Source organism: Actinomadura sp. 3N407 (assembly GCF_052245875.1).
Classification (GTDB): Bacteria; Actinomycetota; Actinomycetes; order Streptosporangiales; family Streptosporangiaceae; genus Spirillospora.
In genome coordinates this window covers 111,330-133,434 of the sequence record NZ_JBQQBP010000004.1, presented here as the reverse complement: position 1 = coordinate 133,434, position 22,105 = coordinate 111,330, and the positions used below count along the sequence as shown (strand labels likewise).

Here is a 22,105-nt window from a genome sequence, read left to right as displayed (position 1 = left end):
CCTCACCTCTTCGGGAGGGCGGGCGCCGCGAGGAGCGCGCGCGGGTCGTGGAAGGTGAAGTCCGCCGCGGAGGTGCGGTAGAGGTCGGCGTAGCGGGCGACCTTCTCCGGATCGAGTTCGACGCCGAGGCCGGGACCGTCCGGCACGGGAAGGCGCCCATCGCGGTAGTTGTCCAGCGGGCCGCCGAACGCGCCGCGCACCACGTCATCGGTCAGCAGCGCCCCGTAGCCCTGGTTGGGGTAGCGGAAATTGGGCGTCGCCGCCACGACGTGGACGGCGGCGGCCACCGCGACGCCGAGTTCGCCGAGGCTGTGCTTCACCACGGGGAGGCCGGCGGCGGCGCAGATGCCCGCCGAGCGCTTGAGATTGAGCAGGCCGCCGTCCATCTGCTGGTCCACCGAGAGCGCGTCGGCGGCGCCGTGCCGAAGGACGGCGAGCTGGTCCGAACGCGTCCATGAGGACTCGTTGGCGAGCAGCGGGGTGTCCAGGCGGCCGCGGACATAGGCCAACTCGGGCAGGTTCCGCCCGGACACCGGCTGCTCGACCATCTCCAGGCCGTACTCCTCCAGCTCCCGCACCGCGCGTATCGCCGCGCCCGGCGACCACGCCTCGTTGGCGTCCACCCGGATGCCCATGGCCGGGCCGGCGCCGTCCCTCAGCGCGGCGACGCGCTCGACGTCGGTGTCGAGAGAGTCGGCGCCGACCTTGAGGTAGCAGACCCGGGCACCGGCCTTCGCCGCGCGCCGCCCCTCGTCCCGCACGTCCGCCGCGTCGCCCGCGGCCACGTAGTGGAAGAACTCGACCTCGTCGCGGAAGCGGCCGCCGAAGAAGTCCACCACCGGACGGCCGCACGACTTGCCCAGCAGATCCCAGCACGCCGTTTCCACCGCCGCGGCGGCCGGGCTGCTCGCACCGATGTGATGCCAGGTGCCGACGACGTCGATGCGCTGGATCAGCTGCTCGATGCGCAGCGGGTCCGAGCCCACGACGAGCGGCTCCACGCTGCGCAGCGCGCCCAGCACGATGTCGGCGGACGGGTACGCGGCGGCCTCGCCGAGACCGGTCAGCCCCTCGTCGGTGTCGACCTCGACGAGGACGGACACGAGCCCGGAGCGCCGGCCGAAGGCCCACACCTCGTCGGAGCGGTACGGGACGGCCACCGGGGTGGCGCGAACTGCGGTGATGCGCATGGCCTGCTCCGTTCAGGGCTGGACGACGAGGCTCCGGGGAGCGTCGGTGACAAGCTCGGCGCCGCCGGGCAGCACCAGCGCCGTATCGGAGATCACGTACCCGGCCGGCCGGTCGACCCACGACATGAGGTGGAAGACCATGCCGGCCCGCACCCGCGTACGCCCGCCCGCGCGGATGCCGGGCACCGGCCCGCCGCCCACCCAGCTCGGCGGGAAACCGATGCCGGTGAGGTAGCCGCAGTGGTGACGGCGCGGCCGCCGCCCGGTGACGGCGGCGACCGCCCCGGCCCACGCCGCGTAGACGGCGCCGGTGACGGTGCCGGGCACGAGCGCCGCGCGGGCGGCCCGCAGCCCCGCGAGTGCGGCCTCGGCCGCGTGCTCCGCGTCCGGCGGGACCTCTCCGCAGTACACGGTGCGGCTCATCGGCGCGTGATAGCGGTGCACGCAGCCCGACAGCTCCACGAACAGCCCCTCACCGTGTCCGAGACGGTGCTCGCTCCAGGTGACGTGCTCCTGCGCGAGCCGCTCGGTCGAGCGGACCAGTGGCACGAAACCCGGCTGGTGCCCGCCCGCGTCCGTCATCGCCCACTGTGCCCTCGCCGCGACGGTGCGTTCGCTGACGCCCGTCCCGGCCGCGTCCACCGCCGCGCGCATCGCGGCCCCCGAGATGACGGCCGCCTGCCGCACCAGGGCGGCCTCGGACGGCGACTTCACCGTCCGCAGCCGGGCGGGAAGCGCCGTGCAGTCCGACCACCTCCGGTCCGGGAGCGCCGCCCGGACCCGGGACAGCACCGCCGGCGGCAGCGTCATCGAACCTTCCTCGACCCCGATCACGGAACCGGGCGGCGTGACGCCGGCCAGCACCCGGGCCGCCGCCCGCGCCGGGTCCTGCCCCTCCCCGTACAGCGCCTGCCGCGCCCCCGGGACCTGCGCCGACAGCGTGTGCCGCTCCATCCGCCGGGCGACGAGCACCGGCGGCCCGTGCGGCGGCACGACGACCATGGTGAACGCGAAGTACCCCAGGTGATCCAGGCCCAGCAGGTAGTACAGGTTCTCCGGGCTGGTCAGCGCCACGGCGGACAGGCCCCGCCGGCGCATGGCCCGCCGGAGCCGCGCGGCGCGCACCCGGTACTCCTGCTCGGGCACGGCGAGAAGCGGCGGCGGCTCCGTGGCGATGGACGGTTCGGCTGTCATGGCGCCAGTGTGCGGCGCGCGTTCGGCCCACGACCAGCGATCTTTTCCGATGTCCGCCGTTAGCGTTGCTACATGGTCTACGAGGTGCGGCGGCTACGGCTGCTGCGGGATCTCGCGGCGCACGGCACCATCGCCGCGACCGCCCACGCCTGCCATCTCACCCCCTCGGCCGTCTCCCAGCAGCTCGCCCTGCTGGAACGCGAGGTCGGGACGCCGCTCCTGCTCCGGGACGGCCGCCGCCTGGTCCTGACCGAGGCGGCCCGGGTGCTCGTCGCGCACACCGAACGCGTCCTGGCCGAACTGGAACGGGCACAGGCGGAGATCGCCGGCCTGACCGGGGAGATCCGCGGCACCGTCCGGCTCAGCGCGTTCCCCAGCGCCGCCGTCGCCCTGGCCGCCCCCGCCGTCGCCGCCTGCCGGGCGTCACACCCCGACCTCCGCGTCCTCCTGGACGAGTCGGAACCGGACGAGTCGGTGACCGCACTGCGCCACCACGCCTGCGACGTGGCCCTGGTCTACGAGTACAACCTGCTTCCGAGAATCCGGGACGAGGGCGTGGAGCTGAAACCCCTCCTCCGCGAACCCGTCCTGGCGGCGCTCCCGCCGGGCGACGCGCCCGACGACCGCACCGAACTCGCCGACCTGAGCGCCCAGCCCTGGATCGCCCCACGCAGCGACGCCGCCCTGCGCACCGTCCTGGAGCGGGCGTGCCAGGCCGCCGGTTTCGAACCCCGGGTCGACTACACCAGCGACGACTACACGGTGATCATGTCGCTGGTGGAGGCCGGGATCGGCGTGTCCCTCCTGCCCCGCCTGGTCACCGAACCTCTCGCCTCCCACGTTCGGCTGTCGCAGGTCAGCGGCCTGGAACTGACCCGCACCGTCTCGGTGGCCGTCCGCACCGGCGGCGCCCGCGACCCCCGCGTGACCGCCGTGACGACCGCCCTGGAACAGGCCGCCCGCTCCCTGGCCCCATCGGACTGATCACCACTGCCCGGAAGGGCGTCCCGGCACCCGTGGGCGGCCGGGGACGACGGCGGCGACCAGTGTGCCGGCGGCACCGCCGACGCAGAGATAGATCCACTCCCGCTCGGGAACGGCCGTCCAGACCGTCGTGCCCGCCCAGATCGCCCCCAGGCCGGCACCGGCGGCCCTCAGCAGCAGCGGGGACACCGCCACCAGAAGCAGACCGGTCAGCGAACCTGGGCCGCGCGGCATCAGGCGCGCCCCGAGCACGCCCGCCGCACCCGCCGAGCAGCCGACCGCCACGAGCGACCAGCGCTCCAGATCGCCGAGCGCGTCCATCGCACCGGTGGTCACTTCGCCGGAGGGACCGATCAGCATGTCCGGGGCGAGCGTCCGGGCCAGCACGAACCGGGCGGCGAGAGCGAGCAGCAACCCCGCGGTGGCGGACAGGACGACCGGTTCGAGGGACGGCCGCGGCACCGCCACCCGGCCGGCGCCGGTCCCGGCGAGCGACGCCGCCGCGATGGCGATCATGGCGAGGAGGGCGCTGCCCGCCGACCAGTCCCCCGCCGTCACGAAGGAGACCAGCAGGCCCGCCATCACGACCGCGAGCGCGACCAGCACGGCCGAGATGCTCGTCGAGAGTTCGGCGCCCTCACCGCGGCTGGTCCGGACCGTCCCGAACCAGGTACCGAACGCCGCAGCCGCGAGCCATGCGCCCGCCAGGAGCGAGGCAGTCCAAGCGGACGGCCCCCCGCCCGCGTCCGAGAGCGCGCCGAAGCCGGTTCTGCCGGTGGGCGTGGTCATCAGCACCACCGCGAGAAGCAGGACGACCGCGGCGGCCGGGCCGCCCTTCATTCGGTGATCCTGAACGAGCCGGCCGCGACGACCAGCAGGACGGCGACCGCAGCCGTGATCAGTCGCGGCATGGGCCTCAGTCCCCGCTCTGCTCGCATGAGTACCATCGCCGCCACTCGCCGGTGGCCGGGTCGCGGTAGTGCGCCTCGTCCAGGCTCATGTTCCGCTCGCTGTGGGTGGAGCCGAAGTCGAACCATTCGATCACCAGGTCCAGTTCGGCGCCGCCCTCCGCGGTCTGGCCCGTCGCGTTGTAATGCTGCCGCGTGGTCGTGGCGTTCGGACCGTCCGCGAGTTCGGCGATGGTGAGGCGTCCCTGCAGGCGGTCGTCCAAACCGCCGTCGAAGATGGCGCGCAGATCATCGGCGACCTCGCCGCGCTGATCCGGCGGGATCTCGATGGTCGTGGTGTTGACGGTGACGTCGCCGTTCTCGACCAGCACGCCGCCGCCCGCCCCGCCGCTTCCCCGGTCCGACTCGAACCCCAGCTCCAGCGAGCCGCCCACCCCGAGGCGCCATTCGCTGGTGTTGACCGCGGTGACCTGCTTCGGGTCGCCGTTGTCGTCGTACTCGACATGGATCACGTTGCCGCTGACCCGTTCGTAGGAGACCTCCCGGCCCGCGCCCACCACGGGACTGGGCCTCACCTCCACGCCGAGCCGCGCGGTGTCGGTGTCGGTGGCCGCGTAGTACTCGCCGCGGACGCGGTCCCCGCCGGGTTCGATCGCCTCCGAGGTGCCGAGCAGCCGGCTCTCCTCATGCCGGAGCGAGCCGCTCAGTCCCGCGTCGCCGGCGTCGCTGCCCACCGACCCGTCGACCTCGACGAACGCGTTGGTGCCGTCCGCATTGATGATCGTCGCGGGGAGGTCCATCTCGTCGGCGACCTGGAGCGGCAGGTCCCCGAGTTCGGCCATGGCGTCCTCGTCGTCCATCATTTCCCAGAGCCCGCCGTGATCGTCGATCAAATCGGCCGCCCTGCTGTGGAGCCGTCCCCGGTACTCCTCCAGCTCGTCCTCGTTCTGGACGGTGACCTGCTGCTGGTTCTCTCCCGTCCACAGCACGCCCCCGCCGACGCTGACCCCCCAGCCGCTCCCGCCGATCCGGCCGCCCAGCCCGGCCTCGATGTCGATGCCCGAGCCCGACGAGTCGCTGGTGGTGACCACGATCGACCCGTCCGCGTTGTTGTCCACCTGCGCGGTATGTGATTCCTGGTCACCGAAGAGGATGACCTTCCGTCCCGTGGTCGACTGGTCGATGCCCTGATGGACGGTGCAGGCGCTCAGCGCCGGAGGCCCGGAAGGCGTGCCGGACTCGCACTCTCCGCCGAACAGCCTGCAGAGCGCGTCACTCGTTTCGCTCGCCACCGTACCCATGACCGGCGAACTGGCCAGAACCCCGACGACCACGGCCGCCACCAACAGCACGGCACCGTACTCCGCGGCGCTCGCCCCACGATCGGCGACGCGGCGAAAACCCTTGGTGCGCTGCAGCATGAGGGAAGCGTGGCCGTGCTCCTACGGCAACACGAGGGCCCCCGGACCCAAAGTGGCGACTTGAGAAAGCGGGCCCCTTTCTGGCCCCTTTCCTGAGCCCCGAACATGCCGGACGAAACACCCCGCAATTGGGATCTCACACAATTCGATCTTGAAAATTGTGACCTCGGCAAGAAAGGGCCGTCCCGCGGAATGAGGCCGATCACCCCGATCAGCCGTCGAGGAGGCGGGCCGGGCGCGTGGGGTAGGCGTCGAGTTCGGCGAGCTCTCCGCCGCATCGTCCGGCCGGTGCCGCCGCACGGCTTCCCGCGTCCGCGCCGCCGGTCACCAGTGCCGGCCGTCCACACCGCAACCCGCACCCGTCCACTCGCGGGCCGCGGCACCTAGGTCGTGGTGGCGGGTGCGTACTGCGGACGCCCGCTGGGCCGGTAGACCTGGATCGTCACGCCGTTCGAGGTGGCTCGCGAGTCGACCAGGTCAAGTGCCGTGTCCGGGCCGGCCTCGGGGAACAGCCGCGTGCCCTGGCCGACGACCACGGGATAGGTGAGCAAGGTGATCTCGTCGACGAGCCGGTTGTCGAGCAGCCAGCGGACCAGGGTGCCGCTGCCGTGCACCTGAAGTTCGCCGCCCGGCTCGGCCTTCAGCTCGCGGATGGCGGCCGCGACGTCACCGGAGAGGATGGTCGTGTCCGCCCATCGCGGGTCGGTGAGCGTCGTCGATGCCACGTACTTGGGCCGCGTGTTCAACGCCACTGAGATCGGGTTCCTGCCCTGATCTGCTCCCCAGGAGCCGGTCCCCCAGGAGTCGGCGAAGATCTCGTAGGTCCGCCGGCCGAACATGAACGCGTCGGCGCGCTGGTAGACCCGGCTGAGGAAAGTCTCGGCCTCGTTGTCGAACAGCGGCAAGGCCCATCCGCCGCGCTCGAATCCGCCCCTGCGGTCCTCGTTCGGCCCGCCGAGTCCCTGCATCACTCCGTCGACGGAGATGTGCGTGATGGTCGTCAGTTTCATGGTCGCGGTTCCGTTCTCGCTGGCTATGGCCGGTGTCCGACCCGACCGGACCGGCACCGATCTCATCGGTCGCAGCAGAGTCCGTCCGGCCGAATCCCCTGTGGTCGGGGCCGCCCCTCGTGGGTGGCGTCTCACCCCTGCTACGAACGACTCAGCCCGGATTCGACACCGCCCCGGGATTTCTTCCGAGATTTGTTGGGACGCCGGTTGTGGGCGATCCGACAGCTGGAGGGTTCCCGGGGTGGCTGCGCCGGATTCCTGTCCCTCAGACGACGACCCCGACCATGAAACTTTCACGGCGTTCTGGACCGCATCGGCGTTCTGAGTCAGCCTGTGGGGCCATAACGCCTACGGAGGAGTGCACCCATGTGGCGAACCTTGGCTCGCGCCCCGCTGGTCGCGTCGGTGACGGCGGCGGCGGCGGTGTTGCCGGTGTCGCCGGCGTCCGCGTCGATCACGCCGGGACCCTCGGATTGCCCGGACGCGTCGCTGTGCGGATGGTCGGAGGCCGGGTTCATGGGCAAGGTCACGACGTTCCGGCCGGGCGGCGGATGCATCGACTCGCCGTTCCCACTGCGGTCCGTCGCCAACACCTATAGAGGCGGCGGTGCGGGCATCCCGGTCGTCCTGCTGGTGTATTCGGGCAAGGACTGCACCGGCAAGGCGCTTGGCTCGGTGACGCGCGGACAGTCGCTCCCGTCCCTGCCCGCCGACGGCCTCAGCGTCATGTCCGCGTGGTGACGCCGACGACGAGCTAACCATGGCTGACGGGCCCCACAGGTGACGGACCGTCAGAGCTCCCAGCGCATTCGTGAACCCGGCTGTGGGAAGAGGGCTCTTCCTGCGGCTTGGCGGCCGGCGAAGGTCGTCCTGTCCATGAGGGTCAACCGCCAGACGACTAGGTCGTCGACGCGGCGGGTCCAGCCGCCTTACTGCGGGCTGGTCAGGCGGATGTGGCCGTAGGGGTTGAAGAACAGGTCGTCCTCGTCGTAGCGGGTGCAGGGGCCGGTGCGGAGGACGTGGCGGGGGGCGTCCTCGGTCATGCGGAAGCCGGCGCCGTCCTCGATCTCCTGCGCGCGGGGATCGGTCAGCAGGTAGATCGCCAGCGCGTCCAGGTGCGCGACCAGATCGGGAACGCCGTCCTCCGTCAGCTGCTCCTCGTCGACTTCGATCTCCACCTCGGGCGCGCCCAGCAGGTGCATGCCGCAGCTGTAGAGGACCTCGCCGTCGTAGATCGGACGCTTCACCCAGGCGGTGACGAGCGCGCCGGCGAGGTCTTCGTCCTTGGAGTCGGCCGCCTGGGCGTCCAGCGCCAGCCAGCGGTCCCGGCGTGCGTGATGCCGCTGCTCTCGTTCTTCACCGCGGCGGCACCGGAGCGGAGCAGGGCGGCCGTCGCCGCCAGCAGACGCCGGGACGTGTCCGCCGCCAGATCCTTCATCATCGGCGCGGACAGCAGGTAGCCGACGGAGTCGTGGGACTCCACCGCGGCCCAGTCCTCCTCGTCGAACGACGCCGCCGCCATGCTGGCCTCGAACGCGCCCGGCATCCGGGGGTCGGGTTCGGTCTCCGAGTACTCGCGGTCGAGGACGAAACCGCCGAAGCCGGCGGCGATCCGTTCCATCTCCGCGAGGCGGAGACCGGAGCCGAGCACGCACAGGACATGGCGGGGGGTCGCTTCGCTCATCCCGGCACGTTATCGATCACGATCGGCGCTTCGTACCGACTTTCCCGATCTGCCCTACAGTTCCCTCGTCATGAAGACGCTGTGGGGGTCGGGCTTGTAGTCGCCGAACGGCTCGCAGTACTCGAATCCGAACTTCTGGTAGAGCTTCCGGGCCGGCGAGAAGAACTCCGCCGACCCGGTTTCCAGGCTCAGCCGGGTGAAGCCCATCCGGGTCGCCTCCGCCAGGATGTGCTCCATGAGGAGCGACGCGATACCGCTCCGCTTGCGCGCCGTGGCCGTGCGCATGGACTTCAGCTCGGCGTGGGTCGCGTCCAGCCGCTGGATCGCGCCACAGCCCACCACGGCCTCGCCGTCCATGACGGTCCAGAACGTGACCTCTGGCCTGCGGAGAGCGTCGAGGTCGAGGGCGTGCTTGCTCTCCGGCGGCGTGATGGCGCGCATCTGCCGGACGTGCTCGTCCAGGAACTCGGCGATCCGGGGACCGGAGAGATCATCGACCACGACTTCCATACCCGGCACCTCCGACGTCCTCATGCGAGTTCCCGGCCAAATTACCGGTCGCTCCCGGCGCACGTCGCGGTTGACCTCGACCGAGGTTGAGGACGCAGGCTGGATGTGAGGGGCCTGGATCGGCCGGGCCCGAAGGAGGGGGCATGTCCGTTCAGCTCGATCACATCATCGTCCCGGCGAAGGACAAGCGGGCCTCCGCCGAGTTCCTCGCACGCGTCCTCGGGCTGGAGACGGGCGCCCCGGCCGGTCCGTTCATCCCGGTGACGACCGGCAACGGCGTCACGCTCGACTTCATGGACGCCGACGGGTTCCGCCCGCACCACTGCGCCTTCCTGGTGCCGGACGAGGAGTTCGACGGCATCTTCGCCAGGATCAAGGAGTCCGGGGCCCGCTACTACGCCAACCCCGACGGCTCCGGCGCGGGGCAGATCAACACCCGTGACGGCGGACGCGGCGTCTACTTCACCGATCCCGGCGGGCATGCCATGGAGGTCCTCACCGTCCCGTACGGCGGCTGAACGCCCGCTGGGCGGCGCCGCCTCCGAAAGGTTACAGGGACAGACCACCGCGCGAACGCCATAACATCCCATTCGGGCATTACGGATCGCTGGTGTGTGGTGGTATGTCCCAGGGTGGCTTATCGAGGCGGGGGTGTGTGCGCTGTTTCGGCGTGAGCTGGGGCGGTGGTCGAAGCCGTGGGGGACGGCGCTGCTGGAGCGCTTCCACCATCCGGCGCAGGTCGTGGTCACCGGGTTCCTGGTCACGATCCTCACAGGCACGCTGCTGCTGTCGCTGCCCGTGGCCACGTCGGACGCCGGTTCGGCCTCCCTCACGGAGGCGCTGTTCGCGGCCACGTCGGCGGTGTGCGTGACCGGGCTGGTCATCGACGACGTGGGTGCGCACTGGTCGACGTTCGGCGAACTCGTCATTCTGGGACTGGCCCAGGTGGGCGGGCTGGGGCTGATGACGCTGGCGACCCTGTTCGCGATCCTGCTGTCGGGACGGCTGGGGCTCCGGGCACGGCTGGCGGCCCAAGTGGAGACCAAGACCCTGCGGATGGCCGATGTGCGACGTGTCGTCCGGCGGGTGGTCGTCTTCAGCCTGGTGTGCGAGGCAGTGGTGGCGGTGGTGCTCACCACGCGGCTGCTCGTCGGCTATGGCGAGTCGCCCGGCCGCGCCGCCTATCTGGGCGTGTTCCACGCGGTCTCGGCGTTCAACAACGCCGGGTTCACGCTGTGGCCCGACAGCCTCGCCGGGTTCGCGCATGATCCGTGGATCATCCTGACGGTCTGCGTGGCGGTCATCGTCGGCGGGCTCGGCTTCCCGGTGGTGTTCGAGCTGGCCCGGCTGTGGCGGCGGCCGCGGCACTGGTCGATACTCACGCGCGTCACGCTGGCCACCACGGTGGTGCTGCTGGCGGCCGGAACGCTGGTGCTGTCGGCGGCCGAATGGAACAATCCCGGCACCCTGGGCGCACTACCCGAATCCGACCGGATGCCGGGGGGCTTCATGATGGCGGTGATGCCGCGCAGCGGCGGACTCAGCAGCGTCGACACCTCCCAGATGCGCCCCGAGAGCTGGCTGGTCACCGACGTGCTGATGTTCATCGGCGGCGGCAGCGCCGGAACGGCCGGGGGCATCAAGGTCACCACGTTCGGGCTGCTGGGATTCGTGCTGTGGGCCGAGATGCGCGGCGAGGTGCGCGTGAACGTGGGCCACCGCAGGCTCCCGGACGGCACCCAGCGTCAGGCGATCTCGATCGTGCTGCTGGGCATCGGCATGGTCACCGCCGGGACGTTCGTCCTGCTCACGATGACCTCCCATTCGCTGGACCGCGTGCTTTTCGAGGTCGTGTCGGCATTCGGTACCGTGGGCCTGTCCACGGGGATCACCGCCGAACTGCCGCCCGCCGGGCACCTGCTCCTGGTCGCGCTCATGTTCGTCGGCCGCATCGGCCCCCTCACCTTCGCCACCGCGCTCGCGCTCCGCGAACGCACCCGCCGCTACGAATTGCCCGAGGAGAGACCCATCGTTGGCTGAGAAGCTCCCCGTCGTGGTGATCGGCATGGGGCGGTTCGGCTCCGCGCTCGCCCTGGAACTGGCCCGGCGCGGCACCGAGGTGCTCGCCATCGACAACCGCCCGAAGATCGTCCAGGCACTGTCCGGGCGGCTGACCCACGTCATCACCGCCGACGCCACCGACATCGACACGCTCCGTGAACTCGGGGTGGACGAGTTCTACCGGGCCGTGGTCGCCATCGGCGGCGACCTGGAGGCCAGCATCCTGACGACCTCGCTTCTAGCGGAGCTGGAGATCGACGATATCTGGGCCAAGGCCGTCACCCACCAGCACAAACGCATCCTGGAGCGGATCGGCGCCCATCACATCGTGCTCCCGGAGCACGACATGGGCGAACGCGTCGCCCACCTGGTCAGCGGCCGCATGCTCGACTACATCGAGGTGGACCGGGACTTCGCCCTGGTCAAGGCCCACCCGCCGAAGGAGCTCGTCGGCACTCCCCTGGGGGAGACACGCCTGCGCGCCAAGCACGGCGTGACGGTCGTGTGCGTGAAGTCGGTCGGCGAGCAGTTCACCTACGCCACGCCCGACACCATCCTGCAGTACGGCGATGTCATCCTGATCGCCGGCCCCATCGACAAGGTCGAACGCCTCGCCGAACGCGTCTGAGCGCGCCCCCCACACCCCTGGAGAAGGCCGCCGCGCTTCTGCCTTAGCTCACCACGTCCCACCCGTTCACCGACGGCAACAATCGGGTCGCCTTCGCTGCAACCGATGTCTTCCTCAACTCAACGGCGCGCGATTCGATCCCGCGGCCGAGGACGAACTGTTCGCGACCGTCTTGGACACCGCAACGCACGTCCTCGACGACGTCCCTGCCATCGCCAAGCGAATCGAGCCGCTCATCAAGGCCGCCGTTTGAGGCTGACGACCGGGCCGCCCATGCGGGCGGCCCCCGGACCGCTCCGGCGACGCGGGGGTCAGACGCCGAGGGAGCGGCCGATGATCTCCTTCATGATCTCGGTGGTGCCGCCGAAGATGGTCTGGATGCGGACGTCCTGGTAGGCCTTGGCGATGGGGTACTCGGTCATGTAGCCGTAGCCGCCGTGGAGCTGGACGCAGCGGTCCACGACCCGCTTGAGGAGCTCGGTGTTCCAGTACTTGAGCATCGCGGCCTCTTCGGCGGACAGCTCGTCCCTGCCCTCCTTGACGATGCAGTCGTCGGTGAAGGCACGGGTGACCGTCAGCTCCGTCTTCATCTCGGCGAGGGTGAAGCGGTTGTGCTGGAACTTGCCGATCGGGCGGCCGAACGCCTCGCGGGTCTTGCAGTATTCGAGGGTCTGCTCGAACGCGACCTCGGCGGCGGCCTGGGCGGTGGCGCCGATGGACAGGCGCTCGCGGGCGAGGTTCTGCATCAGGTAGATGAAACCCATGCCCTCCTCGCCGAGGAGGTTCTCCTTGGGGACGCGGACGTTGTCGAAGAACAGCTCGGCGGTGTCCTGGGCGTGCATGCCGACCTTGTCGAGGTTGCGGCCGCGTGCGAAGCCGTCCATGCCGCGCTCGACGGCGAGGAGGCTGACGCCCTTCGCGCCGGCGGACGGGTCGGTCTTGGCGACGACGATGACCAGGTCGGCGAGGATGCCGTTGGAGATGAAGGTCTTCGAGCCGTTCAGGACGTAGTCGTCGCCGTCCTTGATCGCGGTGGCCTTGATGCCCTGCAGGTCGGAGCCGGCGGCGGGCTCGGTCATCGCGATACCGGTGATGATCTCGCCGGAGCAGTAGCCGGGGAACCAGCGGGCCTTCTGCTCGTCATTGCAGAGCTGGCGCAGGTAGCCGCCGTTGATGTCGTTGTGGACGGCGAAGCCGGGGCCGTGCACGCCGGCCTTCGCCAGCTCCTCATTGAAGATCACGTAATAGCGGTAGTCGGAGTTGCCGCCGCCGCCGTACTCCTCGGGCATGTCGATGCCGAGCAGGCCCGCGCGTCCGGCCGCCAGCCACACCTCGCGCGAGACGACCCCGTCCTTCTCCCACTGCTCGTGGTACGGGGCCGCCTCCTTCTCGATGAAGGAGCGCACCATGTCGCGGAACGCCTCGTGCTCGTCGGTGTAGATATCCCGTCCCATCCGGCGGTCTCCCTCGGTAAGTGCTTGCTGATACAGGATTAATGTAACACTGGCACTGTCACATAGAGGGAGGCGGGATGGAACTCACCGTCGACGAGCTGGCCTCACGCGCCGGGGTCACCGTCCGGACCGTGCGGTTCTACGCCGGGCGCGGCCTGCTTCCGCCCCCGAAGCTGCGCGGCAGGACCGGCCTGTACGGCGAGGACCACCTGGCGCGGCTGGAACTCGTCCGGGAACTTCAGTCGCTCGGGCTGACGCTCGCCTCGATCGAGAAGCATCTGCAGAAGATCCCGCTGGACGCGCCGGCCGAAGACCTCGCGCTGCAGCGTGCGCTGCTGTCCCCGTGGGCACCGGAACGTCCCGAGGACATCGGCCGGCACGAACTGGACCGGCGGGCCGGACGGCACCTCGACGACGACGTCCTCAAACGGCTGGAGGCCCTGGGCGTCGTCGAACTCGTCTCGGACGAGGTCGTGCGGGTCGTCAGCCCGGCGCTGCTCGGCATCAGCGCCGAACTGGCCGCGCTGCCGATGCCGCTGGACACCCTGATCGCCTCGCACGAGGCCGTCGACCGCCACACGACCGCGCTGGCCGCCGAGCTTCAGCACGTCTTCCAGGACACCGTCGTCCGGCCGTACCGGGAAGGCGGGCGCGCGCCGGACGAGCGGGAACGGCTGACGGAGCTGGCCGGGAGATTGAAACCCCTGATGATCCAGTCGCTGGTCACGTCGTTCCAGCGGGCGGTCGACAAGGCCATCCGGCAGTCGGTTCCGGACTGAACGCTCAGGCGTCCTTCCACTCCTGCTTCTGGTACTCGACCAGGCGCGGGTGGACGAGAGAGTTGACCTCCACGTCGCGGCTCCGGCGGTCCTTGGGGAAGACGGCCGACGCCTGGAGGAGCGCCTCGTCGAGGAAGCGGAGGTTCGGGACGTCCGGCGCCAGCTTCAGCGCCGGCGGCTTGTCCGTCGGGGACGCCATGACGTAGCCCCAGTCACCGAAGCTCGGCACGTCCACGTGGTAGGGAACCGTCGCGAGACCCGCCGCGGCGATGGACTTCTCGATGCTCCAGAACGACTTCGGCGCGAAGTACGGCGAACCCGACTGGACGACCATCCGGCCGCCCGGCGCGAGTATCCGTTTCACCATGCCGTAGAACTCGACCGAGTACAGCTTGGCGGTGGCGACGTCGTCGGGATCGGGCATGTCCACGATGATCGTGTCGAACCGCTCGTTCAGGCCGCGCAGCCACGAGAACGCGTCGGCCGCGACGGTCTTGACGCGCGGATCCTCGAACGAGTGCTCGTTGAGGGACGCGAGAGGCGCGTAGGTGCGGGCGAGGTTCAGCACTTCCGGGTCCAGTTCGACGAGGGTCGCGCTCCGGACGCTCTTGTAGCGCAGCACCTCGCGCAGCGCGAGCCCGTCACCGCCGCCGAGGATGAGGACCCGGCCGTGCGGCCCGGACATGATCGGGTGGACGAGCGACTCGTGGTACCGGTACTCATCCACGGAGGAGAACTGGAGGTCGCCGTTCAGGAACAGCCGCACGTCGGGACGGCCCGACAGCGAGACCTGCCTCGTGATGACGATCTCCTGGTACGGGGTCCGCTCGGACAGCACGATCGGGTCCCGGTACAGCACCTGGCGTGCGGAGACCTCGAACTCGTCGGCCAGGGCGTAGGTGCCGCCGAGCACCACCAGCACGACCGCCATGCCCGTCCAGAGCGCGGCCTTCATACCGCGGCCGACCTCCCGGCGGAACAGCCACAGCACCACCGCCATCCCCGCCACCACGTTGACCGCGCCGACCAGCAGCGCGCCCCTGATGTGCCCGAAGAGCGGCAGCAGGAAGAACGGGAACGCGAGCCCGCCGATCAGCGCGCCCACGTAGTCGGCGGCGAACAGGTCGGCGACCGCGGCCCCCGCCTCCTGCCGCCGGATCCGCTGCAGCAGCGTCATCAGCAGCGGCAGCTCAGCGCCGATCAGCGCCCCGACCAGGAACGCCACCACGATCAGCGCCGGGTTGTACAGGCTCAGCCACGCGAACGCCGCGTACAGCGCCAGCACCGAAAGCCCGCCGATCAGCGCCAGCGCGCCCTCCACGATCGCGAACGCCGCCACCGGCCAGCGCCGCAGCGGCTTGGCGAGCAGCGACCCGACGCCCATCGCGAAGACCATGACCGACAGCACGATCGACGCCTGGGTGACCGAGTTGCCCATCAGGTAGCTGCCGAGGGCCACCAGCGCCAGCTCGTACACCAGACCGCAGGCGGCGCAGGTGAACACGGCCGCGAGCACCAGGGAGCGCGCGATGCGCGCCGGGATGCTCAGCGGAGCCGGGATCGCCTCGGTGGCGTGCCCCGGCTCCGCCTTCACGGCCGTGTCCTCCGTCATGAACCGCTTCTCCGGAGGCTGCGCACGGCGCCGACCACGAGCACCACGAACGCGACGGCGATCAGCCCGATCCCGATCACCGCCCAGACGTTGCGCGTGGTGACGGAGGATTCCGACAGCTTGTCGTTCGGGGGTGCCTGCGCCGCCTGCCGGGCCTGCGCGGGGACCGGCGGGGCCAGGCCCTCCGCCGCGACCAGCATCGGCAGCGCGCCGATGGCGTCCCGCAGCCTGGCGGTCCCGTACTCGCCGTCGATGTCGTCCTCACCGACCTGCCCGAGCCGGCGCTCGAACGTGGTCTCCCGGAACGGCTCGTCGAAACTGCTCTTGATCTCGAACCTGCCGAACGAATACTCGTTGTACGACGACGAGTAGCTGTAGCGGGCTTCGAGGACCACCCACTTCGCGCACTGGCCGGGCACCTGGCGCGGGTCCTTGCCCGGGCCGAGGTTGGACCCGAACTCGACGCCCCGGTCGTCCAGTTTCCTCAGGTCGTAGTCGATCTCCTCCTCCGCGGAGAAGTGCCCGCCCCGCGTGGGGGTGGGCATGGGTGTGGTCGCGGAGGCGGGAGGCGGGTGGGGACGGAACGTTCCGGGATAGGACGGCGTCACCTGCTTGATCTCGTAGTTCCGATCGGAGTCGATCACCCACCCGTAGCAGATGCCCTGCGCGTCGGCCGCCGTGGAGAGCTGCTCGACGAGCCGTCCCGTCTGCTGCGGCCCGAAGATCGGCGCGTCCTTCGCCGCCTTCTTGTCGAAGACGCCCTCGTCGTACAGGCCCCACAGGATCCCGCCGACGACGAGGAGGGCGATCAGGGTGACACAGCCCCACCCCTGTACCTTCGCCTGGCGCTGGGCGGCGGGATCCGGCTTGGGGCCCGGACCGTTCCCGGCGGGCCTCTGCGCCGGACCTCCCTTGCCGTCACCCTCGGTCATTTGCCTCCTCCTCCGGGGCCGCCGCCGCGGAAGGACGACACCTTGCCGCCGGGCCCGCCCCACGTCCCGCCGACGGCGGAGTGGTAGCGGGCGTAGCCGCGTGCGGGGGTGTCCAGGGTGATCCGGGAGCCGCCGGCGGCGGGCAGGATCCCGACGACCGCGTTGTGGTAGCGCAGGTAGATGCCGTTGGGAGTGTAAACGCGTTCGTCCGTCTTGTGCTTCTCGGTGATCTCCTGGGCCACTGCCAGGGGCGTCTTCGACGACGAGTACGTGCCGTCCGATACTTTCCGATAGTCGTCGGCGATGTCGCCGCGGGGGGAGGTCCTCCCCGCGAACATCGCGATCAGCAGGATCATCACACCGAACGAGGCCAGCAGCCCCGCACCGATCAGAGATCCCTTCATGCTGCGGCGTTTTGTTGTCATCGCTTTCTCACCAGTGGGCCCGCATCATGCGGGGGCCCGCGTCGCGGCGGGACCCCGCATCATGTGGGGGGTGTGGGCGGCCTGGTCCTTGGGGGCGGGTCAGAAGACCCGACGGGTCAGGAGACCGCTCCGGCGACGATCGCGGCGACACCGAGGTCGGCGGCGGCGACCACCCAGCCGGCCGGGTGGATCTGCTTGCCCGTGCCGTCCACGTCCACGAGCGTCGCGCCGAGCTTGCCGGGCGTCATCACGTCCAGCAGCAGGAACGCGATGACCATCAGCACGATGCCGATGCCGCCGAAGACCGCGGTGTCGACCAGGCCGTCGCTCAGGTCGCTGTCACTGGTGACGATCGCGGTGGTGACGATCACGCCGACGCTGAACAGCTTGACCGCCAGCAGCAGCGCGGCGCCCTTGTTCGCCTCGGTCCAGATCTGCTTGCCGAGCCGGCCGGGGGTGGTCACCTCCACCACCAGGTAGCCGAGCGCCATCAGGGCGATGCCGACGGCGCCGTAGGCGAAGGTGGCGCCGATCTCGTGCAGGATGTCGTCGTTCATCTATCGCTCCTCATTTACCCGACCCTGGTCCGCCGCCGCGGAACGAGGCGACGCCGCTGCTGGTCCATCCGTTGCTGCCCGGGCTCCGCCAGACTCCGCCGACATGCGAGTGGTAGCGGCTGTAGCCGCGGCGGGGAGTGTCGACGGTGATGCGGCTGCCCGACCCGGTGGGCAGGACGCCGACGACCAGCTTCGGATACTGCAGGAATATGCCGCCCGTCGAGCCCCTGGTCGCCAGGTTGTCCACCCGGTCGATCGGCTTGAACTTGCGGCTGATCTCCGAGGCCACCGCCTGCGGAGCCTTCGAGGACCGGTAGGTGTCCGGCCCGGTTCTGTTGTACTTGTCGCCGATCCACTCCCGGTTCGAGGTGCCGCAGCCCCCGAGCGCCGGGACGGTCAGGACGACGGCGAGCACGCCGCCGATCATCCGGTGTCTGCTGTTCACGATGGTCTCACCAGCCGGCTCCGCGTCATCACGATCTCCCGGGTCTGCGGGTAGGCATGCCACGTCCGCCAGCCGATCCCGCTGTCCTCCAATGCGTGGTTCTCCAATGCGAGGGCGGTCACGGCGTGGCGCGAGCCGGGAAAGGCCCCGGTCAGCGCGTCACCGCGGTCCGCAAGCCGTGCGCAGACCGCCTCGACGGCACGGGCGAACGCCGTGTCGTCGCTGTGGGCGGCCGTCGTCGCGGCGAACTCGTAGGTCCAGCCGGGCACGCTGGTGCTGGCGCGTCCGGGCAGCGGCTCGGCGTCGCCGGGCAGGCACGCCACCGTCTCGCTGAGCGGCCCGGCGATGACCTGGTGGGACGCGCCGAGCAGCCGCAACTCCACGGTCATGTCCGCGCGCTCGACGGGCAGGACGGCGAGGGCGTCCAGGGGTGGGAGACCGAGCGCGAACGAGAGCGCGTCGGCGCGCGCGTCCGCGTAGGGGGTGTCGAGGGAGGCCCGCAACGTCAGGCACCGCCGCCCGGGTAGATCGTCATGGACCCGGTCGGGACGCGTTCGCCGAGGCCCGCCTCCCACTGCCCGCCGCCGTACTGCTCGAACGACAGGTACTTCCCGCGCGGGCCCTCGTAGTCGACGTACTCGACCCGCCCCTGGACGCCGACGCCGGTCGTGCCCTCGCTGGTGTAGTCGGCCGTCCCGTGCTCGTCGCGGCGGTACTCCACGCCGTCCACGACGATGGTCCGTTCACTGGGCGTCATGTCGCCGATGTCGTGCTCGGTCCACCAGACGACCTCCAGGTCGGGGTCCTCCTCTACGGAGATCCACACCTTGGTGCCCTCGATGGTGTCGGCGTCCAGCAGATGCTCGCTCCAGGTGAAGCCGCCCTCGCGCAGCCGCACCGAACCGCGCACGAAGTAGCGGACGCCGAGATACTCGACCATGTCCCCCGCCTTCAGCGTCCGCGGGTCGCCGGCCACCTGGTCCTCGGCGGCGAACGGGTCACGCGGGGCGGGCGGCGCGGCGGGGGCCGGGGCCTGACGGCGCCGCAGCAGGACGAAGATCAGCACGATCAGGGCGACCAGGATCAGGACGAGCAGGATCACTATCGCCGTTCCGCTCACGGACACCTCCATCGTTTCGTGCACGCCCCGGTCAGAGACCTGCGGATCCTACCGACTGTGGTCCTCCAAGCCCACACCGCGTTCAGACGTATCAAAAGAACAGTCGGTTGCATGCGAAAAATAATGAACCGGCACACAACCGACGCCGACTCGTACCGGCGGCGCGTCCCGGGCGTCAGAGACGGCCGACGGCGGCGGCGACACGCTCGTCGGTGGCGGTGAACGCGACCCTGATGTGCCGGGCCCCGGCCGGGCCGTAGAACTCGCCGGGCCCGACGAGGACGCCGAGGGACGCCAGATGCGCGACGGTGTCCCAGCACGGCTCGTCCCGCGTGGCCCACAGGTACAGGGACGCCTCGGAGTGGTCGACGCGGAAGCCGTGCCCCTCGAACGCGGCGCGCAGCGCGGCGCGGCGGCGCGCGTAACGCTCCCGCTGCTCGTCCACGTGCGCGTCGTCGTCGAACGCCACCGCCATCGCCGCCTGCACCGGACCGGGGACGATCATCCCCGCGTGCTTGCGGACCTCCAGCAGCCGCTTGACGAGCGCGATGTCGCCCGTGACGAACCCGGCGCGGTAGCCGGCCATGTTGGACCGCTTGGACAGGGAGTTGACGGCGAGCAGTCCCTCGTGGGACCCCTCGCACACGTCCGGATGCAGGATCGAGACCGGCGGCCTGTCCTCGTCCCAGCCGAACTCCAGGTAGCACTCGTCGCTGACGACGACCGCGCCGCGGCCGCGCGCCCACGCGACGACCTTGCGCAGGTGCTCGGCGGGCAGCACCTTGCCGGTCGGGTTGGACGGCGAGTTCACCCACACGATCTTGGGCGTGACGGGGCCGAGGGCGAGCAGCCCGTCCGTCGCGACGGGCGTCGCCCCGGCCAGCCGGGCGCCCACGTCATAGGTCGGGTAGGCCAGCTCCGGGAAGACGACCCGGTCGCCGGGACCGGCACCGAGCAGCGTCGGCAGCCAGGCCACCAGTTCCTTGGTGCCGATGACCGGGAGCACCGCGTCCGGGTCGGCGCCCGACACGCCGGCGCGGCGCCGCAGCCACCCCGCGACCGACTCGCGCAGCCGCGGCGTCCCGTAGGTCTGCGGATATCCGGGCGCGTCCGCCGCGCCGGCCAGCGCCGCCCGGATCGGCTCGGGGGTGGGGTCCACCGGCGTCCCGACCGACAGGTCGGCGATGCCGCCCGGGTGCGCCAGCGCCCGTTCCTTGTACGGCGCCAGCCGGTCCCACGGAAAGTCCGGCAGCGTGAACACGTCCCACCCCTCAACTAGAGACCCACGGGTCACTCGGAAACCCGCGAGGCCGCGGCCCTCCACAGAATGTGGCAGGCCACGGCCCCGAAATCGGCGCAGGCCGCCCCTGGGTCCGCGCCCCCACCGGGGGGCGTCCGAGGCTCCGCGCGCCGTCCGTCAGTCGTCGTGGCTCTGCGGAGGCAGCGCGGCGACGATCGGGTGATCCTTGTCGATCTTCCCGACCTTGGACGCCCCGCCCGGCGATCCGAGGTCGTCGAAGAACTCCACGTTGGCCTTGTAGAAGTCCTTCCACTGCTCAGGCGTGTCGTCCTCGTAGTAGATCGCCTCAACCGGGCAAACCGGCTCGCACGCACCGCAGTCGACGCACTCATCCGGGTGGATGTAGAGCATGCGCTTGCCCTCGTAGATGCAGTCGACCGGGCACTCCTCGATGCATGCCTTGTCGAGCAGATCCACGCAGGGCTGCGCGATGACGTAGGTCACGTCAGTGACTCCTCTCGGGTTTCCGGTCCCGCCGCACGTCACGGCTCACCGCAAGCTCGCTGTGAATAGTATGGCCACCACGGCGCCGTCGATTCGACACGGGGGTCCCTACATGTCAGGCCGCTTCGCCGCGCGCCTGGTGGTCTCCATCAGTCGCGCGGACGTGGGGCAGCGGATCTCGCTGCGCCGCCGTCTGCCAACGGGAGAGTACAGCGACGTGGTCGGCGTACTCGAATCCTGGTCCGGCAACACGCTCTCGGTGCGCCGCCGCGACGGTGAACTCGTCGAAGTCCCCGAGGAGATCATGGTCGCGGCCAAGGTCGTCCCGCCGCAGCCTCCCCCGCGCCGCAGGCCCCGCACCTGACCGCCACTCCACCCGACCGGCCCCGCACCTGACCGGTACGCGCCGCGTGACCCGTCCCGCGTCTCCGGCGGCGGGCGGGAACCGGCTACCGTGGCGGGCCGGCGGGTGTCCCGGGCGGCGGCGGGCTCGCCGCGACCAGCTCGGCCTCCGGGGTGCCCTCGGTGTAGACCTCACCGGGTTCGAGTCGCTCGCCCCGGAACAGCTCCGACACGGTGACGAACGTGAACCCGCGCTTCCTCAGCCCGTCCACGACCTTCGGAATGCAGTCGACGCTCGGCTTGTGGGTGTCGTGATACAGGATGATGTCGCCGCGATCAGGCTGGTTGATACCGACCCTGGCGCCGCGGCTGACGCTCCGGTAGAGCCAGTCCTTGGTGTCCACGCTCCACAGGATCTGCGGCATGCCGGCGGCGCGTCCCACCCGCTCGTCCGTCGCCCCGTACGGCGGCCGCACCAGCGTGGGCTCGACCCCCGACGCGTCCTCGATGGCCTTCTGCGTCCGCCGGATCTGCGACCGCACACTCGCGGCCGGCAGCTCGGTGAGGTCCGGGTGCGACCAGGTGTGGTTGGCGACCTCGTGCCCGTCCAGCGCCATCCGCCGCACCACGTCCCGATGACCGTGGACGTTCTCGCCCAGCAGGAAGAACGTGGCGCGCACACCGCCCGCCTTCAGCGTGTCCAGCAGCCGCTCGGTGTAGGGCCCCGGGCCGTCGTCGAACGTCAGCGAGACGCACTTCTCCCGGCCACAGTCGATCTTCCTGGGCGGAGGCGGCTCGGCGGGCCGCCGGGGCTCCTCCGCCGTCCCGCCGGGCACGGCGGCCGCGGGCTCTCTCACGGTCCGCGCCGGTTTCTTCGCGCCCTGCCCGCATCCGGCGACGAGCAGCAATAAGCCACCAACAATGATGAGATTCCAGATCCGCACCACGTACCCCCGAACGTGTTGCCTCAGGCGGCTTCATACCCTCCGCCACACTGGCAACACACGTCACAAAGGTCCGTAACGTCAAGATCGTCCTTGACCGCGGGAACACCTCACCATCATGCAGAACCTCTCGTCCCCGACGACGACCGGGGTGCCGTCCC

General features: G+C 70.6%; 26 protein-coding genes. 7 read left to right on the top strand and 19 right to left on the bottom strand.

The features are described 5' to 3' along the window. Window positions 1–2: 2 nt before the first annotated feature. Together ACTWPP_RS11295 and ACTWPP_RS11290 are read right to left on the bottom strand one after the other, a co-directional pair. Entirely contained in the window at window positions 3–1,190 is a 1,188-nt protein-coding gene (locus ACTWPP_RS11295; protein ID WP_443104135.1) for a mandelate racemase/muconate lactonizing enzyme family protein, read from the bottom strand. 12 nt (window positions 1,191–1,202) lie between these two features. After that, window positions 1,203–2,384, bottom strand: coding sequence for a M24 family metallopeptidase (locus ACTWPP_RS11290; RefSeq protein ID WP_443104134.1), 1,182 nt, complete (start codon window positions 2,382–2,384; stop codon window positions 1,203–1,205). Window positions 2,385–2,456: 72 nt separating this feature from the next. Between ACTWPP_RS11290 and ACTWPP_RS11285 the strand changes: the two genes are divergently transcribed. After that, entirely contained in the window at window positions 2,457–3,368 is a 912-nt protein-coding gene (locus ACTWPP_RS11285) for a LysR family transcriptional regulator (protein ID WP_443104133.1), read from the top strand. On the opposite strand, the gene ACTWPP_RS11280 is transcribed toward ACTWPP_RS11285, so the two are convergent. The 3 genes from ACTWPP_RS11280 to ACTWPP_RS11270 all read right to left on the bottom strand — a co-directional run bounded on the left by ACTWPP_RS11280 (window position 3,369) and on the right by ACTWPP_RS11270 (window position 6,707). Further along, the gene (locus ACTWPP_RS11280) at window positions 3,369–4,208 is read right to left on the bottom strand and encodes a hypothetical protein (RefSeq protein WP_443104132.1); all 840 of its coding nucleotides are present in this window, start codon (window positions 4,206–4,208) and stop codon (window positions 3,369–3,371) included. Window positions 4,209–4,284: 76 nt separating this feature from the next. Then, window positions 4,285–5,697 carry a hypothetical protein gene (locus ACTWPP_RS11275; RefSeq protein WP_443104131.1) on the bottom strand — a complete coding sequence of 471 codons (1,413 nt, stop codon included), beginning with the start codon at window positions 5,695–5,697 and terminating at the stop codon, window positions 4,285–4,287. A 383-nt stretch (window positions 5,698–6,080) separates the two neighbouring features. Then, complete coding sequence (locus ACTWPP_RS11270; RefSeq protein WP_443104130.1) at window positions 6,081–6,707, bottom strand: dihydrofolate reductase family protein; 627 nt, start codon at window positions 6,705–6,707, stop codon at window positions 6,081–6,083. Between the two features lie 366 nt (window positions 6,708–7,073). Between ACTWPP_RS11270 and ACTWPP_RS11265 the strand changes: the two genes are divergently transcribed. Next, window positions 7,074–7,448, top strand: a complete 375-nt coding sequence (locus ACTWPP_RS11265; RefSeq protein ID WP_443104129.1) for a hypothetical protein — start codon at window positions 7,074–7,076, stop codon at window positions 7,446–7,448. Between the two features lie 188 nt (window positions 7,449–7,636). On the opposite strand, the gene ACTWPP_RS11260 is transcribed toward ACTWPP_RS11265, so the two are convergent. Genes ACTWPP_RS11260 through ACTWPP_RS11250 form a run of 3 tightly spaced genes read right to left on the bottom strand, consistent with a single transcriptional unit; the run spans window position 7,637 to window position 8,901 of the window. Further along, on the bottom strand, window positions 7,637–7,954 hold the full coding sequence (locus tag ACTWPP_RS11260) for a hypothetical protein (RefSeq protein ID WP_443104128.1): 318 nt from the start codon (window positions 7,952–7,954) through the stop codon (window positions 7,637–7,639). After that, on the bottom strand, window positions 7,951–8,391 hold the full coding sequence (locus ACTWPP_RS11255; RefSeq protein ID WP_443104127.1) for a hypothetical protein: 441 nt from the start codon (window positions 8,389–8,391) through the stop codon (window positions 7,951–7,953). Before ACTWPP_RS11255 ends, ACTWPP_RS11260 begins: the two co-directional genes overlap by 4 nt. Before the next feature lie 54 nt (window positions 8,392–8,445). Further along, window positions 8,446–8,901 carry a GNAT family N-acetyltransferase gene (locus tag ACTWPP_RS11250; protein WP_443104126.1) on the bottom strand — a complete coding sequence of 152 codons (456 nt, stop codon included), beginning with the start codon at window positions 8,899–8,901 and terminating at the stop codon, window positions 8,446–8,448. A 143-nt stretch (window positions 8,902–9,044) separates the two neighbouring features. Between ACTWPP_RS11250 and ACTWPP_RS11245 the strand changes: the two genes are divergently transcribed. The 3 genes from ACTWPP_RS11245 (at window position 9,045) to ACTWPP_RS11235 (ending at window position 11,590) form a co-directional block, all read left to right on the top strand. Continuing rightward, window positions 9,045–9,419 (top strand): VOC family protein, encoded by a 375-nt coding sequence (locus ACTWPP_RS11245; RefSeq protein ID WP_443104125.1) that lies wholly within the window; start codon window positions 9,045–9,047, stop codon window positions 9,417–9,419. Between the two features lie 133 nt (window positions 9,420–9,552). Next, a complete protein-coding gene (locus ACTWPP_RS11240) occupies window positions 9,553–10,941 on the top strand; it encodes a TrkH family potassium uptake protein (protein ID WP_443104124.1) in 1,389 nt (462 codons plus the stop codon). Then, window positions 10,934–11,590, top strand: a complete 657-nt coding sequence (locus ACTWPP_RS11235) for a potassium channel family protein (protein WP_443104123.1) — start codon at window positions 10,934–10,936, stop codon at window positions 11,588–11,590. Before ACTWPP_RS11240 ends, ACTWPP_RS11235 begins: the two co-directional genes overlap by 8 nt. Window positions 11,591–11,901: 311 nt before the next feature. On the opposite strand, the gene ACTWPP_RS11230 is transcribed toward ACTWPP_RS11235, so the two are convergent. Next, window positions 11,902–13,044, bottom strand: a complete 1,143-nt coding sequence (locus tag ACTWPP_RS11230) for an acyl-CoA dehydrogenase family protein (protein ID WP_443104122.1) — start codon at window positions 13,042–13,044, stop codon at window positions 11,902–11,904. A 77-nt stretch (window positions 13,045–13,121) separates the two neighbouring features. Between ACTWPP_RS11230 and ACTWPP_RS11225 the strand changes: the two genes are divergently transcribed. Continuing rightward, window positions 13,122–13,823 (top strand): MerR family transcriptional regulator, encoded by a 702-nt coding sequence (locus tag ACTWPP_RS11225; protein WP_443104121.1) that lies wholly within the window; start codon window positions 13,122–13,124, stop codon window positions 13,821–13,823. Window positions 13,824–13,827: 4 nt separating this feature from the next. Here ACTWPP_RS11225 and ACTWPP_RS11220 read toward each other — a convergent pair whose 3' ends face one another. From ACTWPP_RS11220 to fdxA, 9 genes are all read right to left on the bottom strand, one after another. After that, window positions 13,828–15,435 (bottom strand): polyamine aminopropyltransferase, encoded by a 1,608-nt coding sequence (locus ACTWPP_RS11220; protein ID WP_443104120.1) that lies wholly within the window; start codon window positions 15,433–15,435, stop codon window positions 13,828–13,830. Further along, window positions 15,432–16,367: a hypothetical protein gene (locus ACTWPP_RS11215; RefSeq protein ID WP_443104119.1), complete on the bottom strand. Its 936-nt coding sequence runs from the start codon at window positions 16,365–16,367 to the stop codon at window positions 15,432–15,434. Before ACTWPP_RS11215 ends, ACTWPP_RS11220 begins: the two co-directional genes overlap by 4 nt. Next, the gene (locus ACTWPP_RS11210; protein ID WP_443104118.1) at window positions 16,364–16,771 is read right to left on the bottom strand and encodes a DUF4247 domain-containing protein; all 408 of its coding nucleotides are present in this window, start codon (window positions 16,769–16,771) and stop codon (window positions 16,364–16,366) included. The genes ACTWPP_RS11215 and ACTWPP_RS11210 overlap by 4 nt, the downstream gene beginning before the upstream one ends. A 137-nt stretch (window positions 16,772–16,908) precedes the next feature. Further along, entirely contained in the window at window positions 16,909–17,349 is a 441-nt protein-coding gene (locus tag ACTWPP_RS11205) for a DUF350 domain-containing protein (protein WP_443104117.1), read from the bottom strand. A 10-nt stretch (window positions 17,350–17,359) separates the two neighbouring features. Next, the gene (locus tag ACTWPP_RS11200; protein ID WP_443104116.1) at window positions 17,360–17,794 is read right to left on the bottom strand and encodes a DUF4247 domain-containing protein; all 435 of its coding nucleotides are present in this window, start codon (window positions 17,792–17,794) and stop codon (window positions 17,360–17,362) included. After that, window positions 17,791–18,297, bottom strand: coding sequence for a DUF2617 family protein (locus ACTWPP_RS11195; RefSeq protein ID WP_443104115.1), 507 nt, complete (start codon window positions 18,295–18,297; stop codon window positions 17,791–17,793). Before ACTWPP_RS11195 ends, ACTWPP_RS11200 begins: the two co-directional genes overlap by 4 nt. A 2-nt stretch (window positions 18,298–18,299) precedes the next feature. After that, the gene (locus tag ACTWPP_RS11190; RefSeq protein ID WP_443104114.1) at window positions 18,300–18,914 is read right to left on the bottom strand and encodes a DUF4178 domain-containing protein; all 615 of its coding nucleotides are present in this window, start codon (window positions 18,912–18,914) and stop codon (window positions 18,300–18,302) included. 175 nt (window positions 18,915–19,089) lie between these two features. Continuing rightward, a complete protein-coding gene (gene dapC, locus ACTWPP_RS11185; RefSeq protein WP_443104113.1) occupies window positions 19,090–20,175 on the bottom strand; it encodes a succinyldiaminopimelate transaminase in 1,086 nt (361 codons plus the stop codon). Between the two features lie 156 nt (window positions 20,176–20,331). After that, entirely contained in the window at window positions 20,332–20,658 is a 327-nt protein-coding gene (gene fdxA, locus ACTWPP_RS11180) for a ferredoxin (protein ID WP_141966697.1), read from the bottom strand. 112 nt (window positions 20,659–20,770) lie between these two features. Between fdxA and ACTWPP_RS11175 the strand changes: the two genes are divergently transcribed. Next, on the top strand, window positions 20,771–21,022 hold the full coding sequence (locus ACTWPP_RS11175; protein WP_443104112.1) for a putative acetyltransferase: 252 nt from the start codon (window positions 20,771–20,773) through the stop codon (window positions 21,020–21,022). A gap of 85 nt (window positions 21,023–21,107) precedes the next feature. On the opposite strand, the gene ACTWPP_RS11170 is transcribed toward ACTWPP_RS11175, so the two are convergent. Next, window positions 21,108–21,857, bottom strand: a complete 750-nt coding sequence (locus ACTWPP_RS11170) for a polysaccharide deacetylase family protein (protein ID WP_443104111.1) — start codon at window positions 21,855–21,857, stop codon at window positions 21,108–21,110. Window positions 21,858–22,105: the final 248 nt, after the last annotated feature.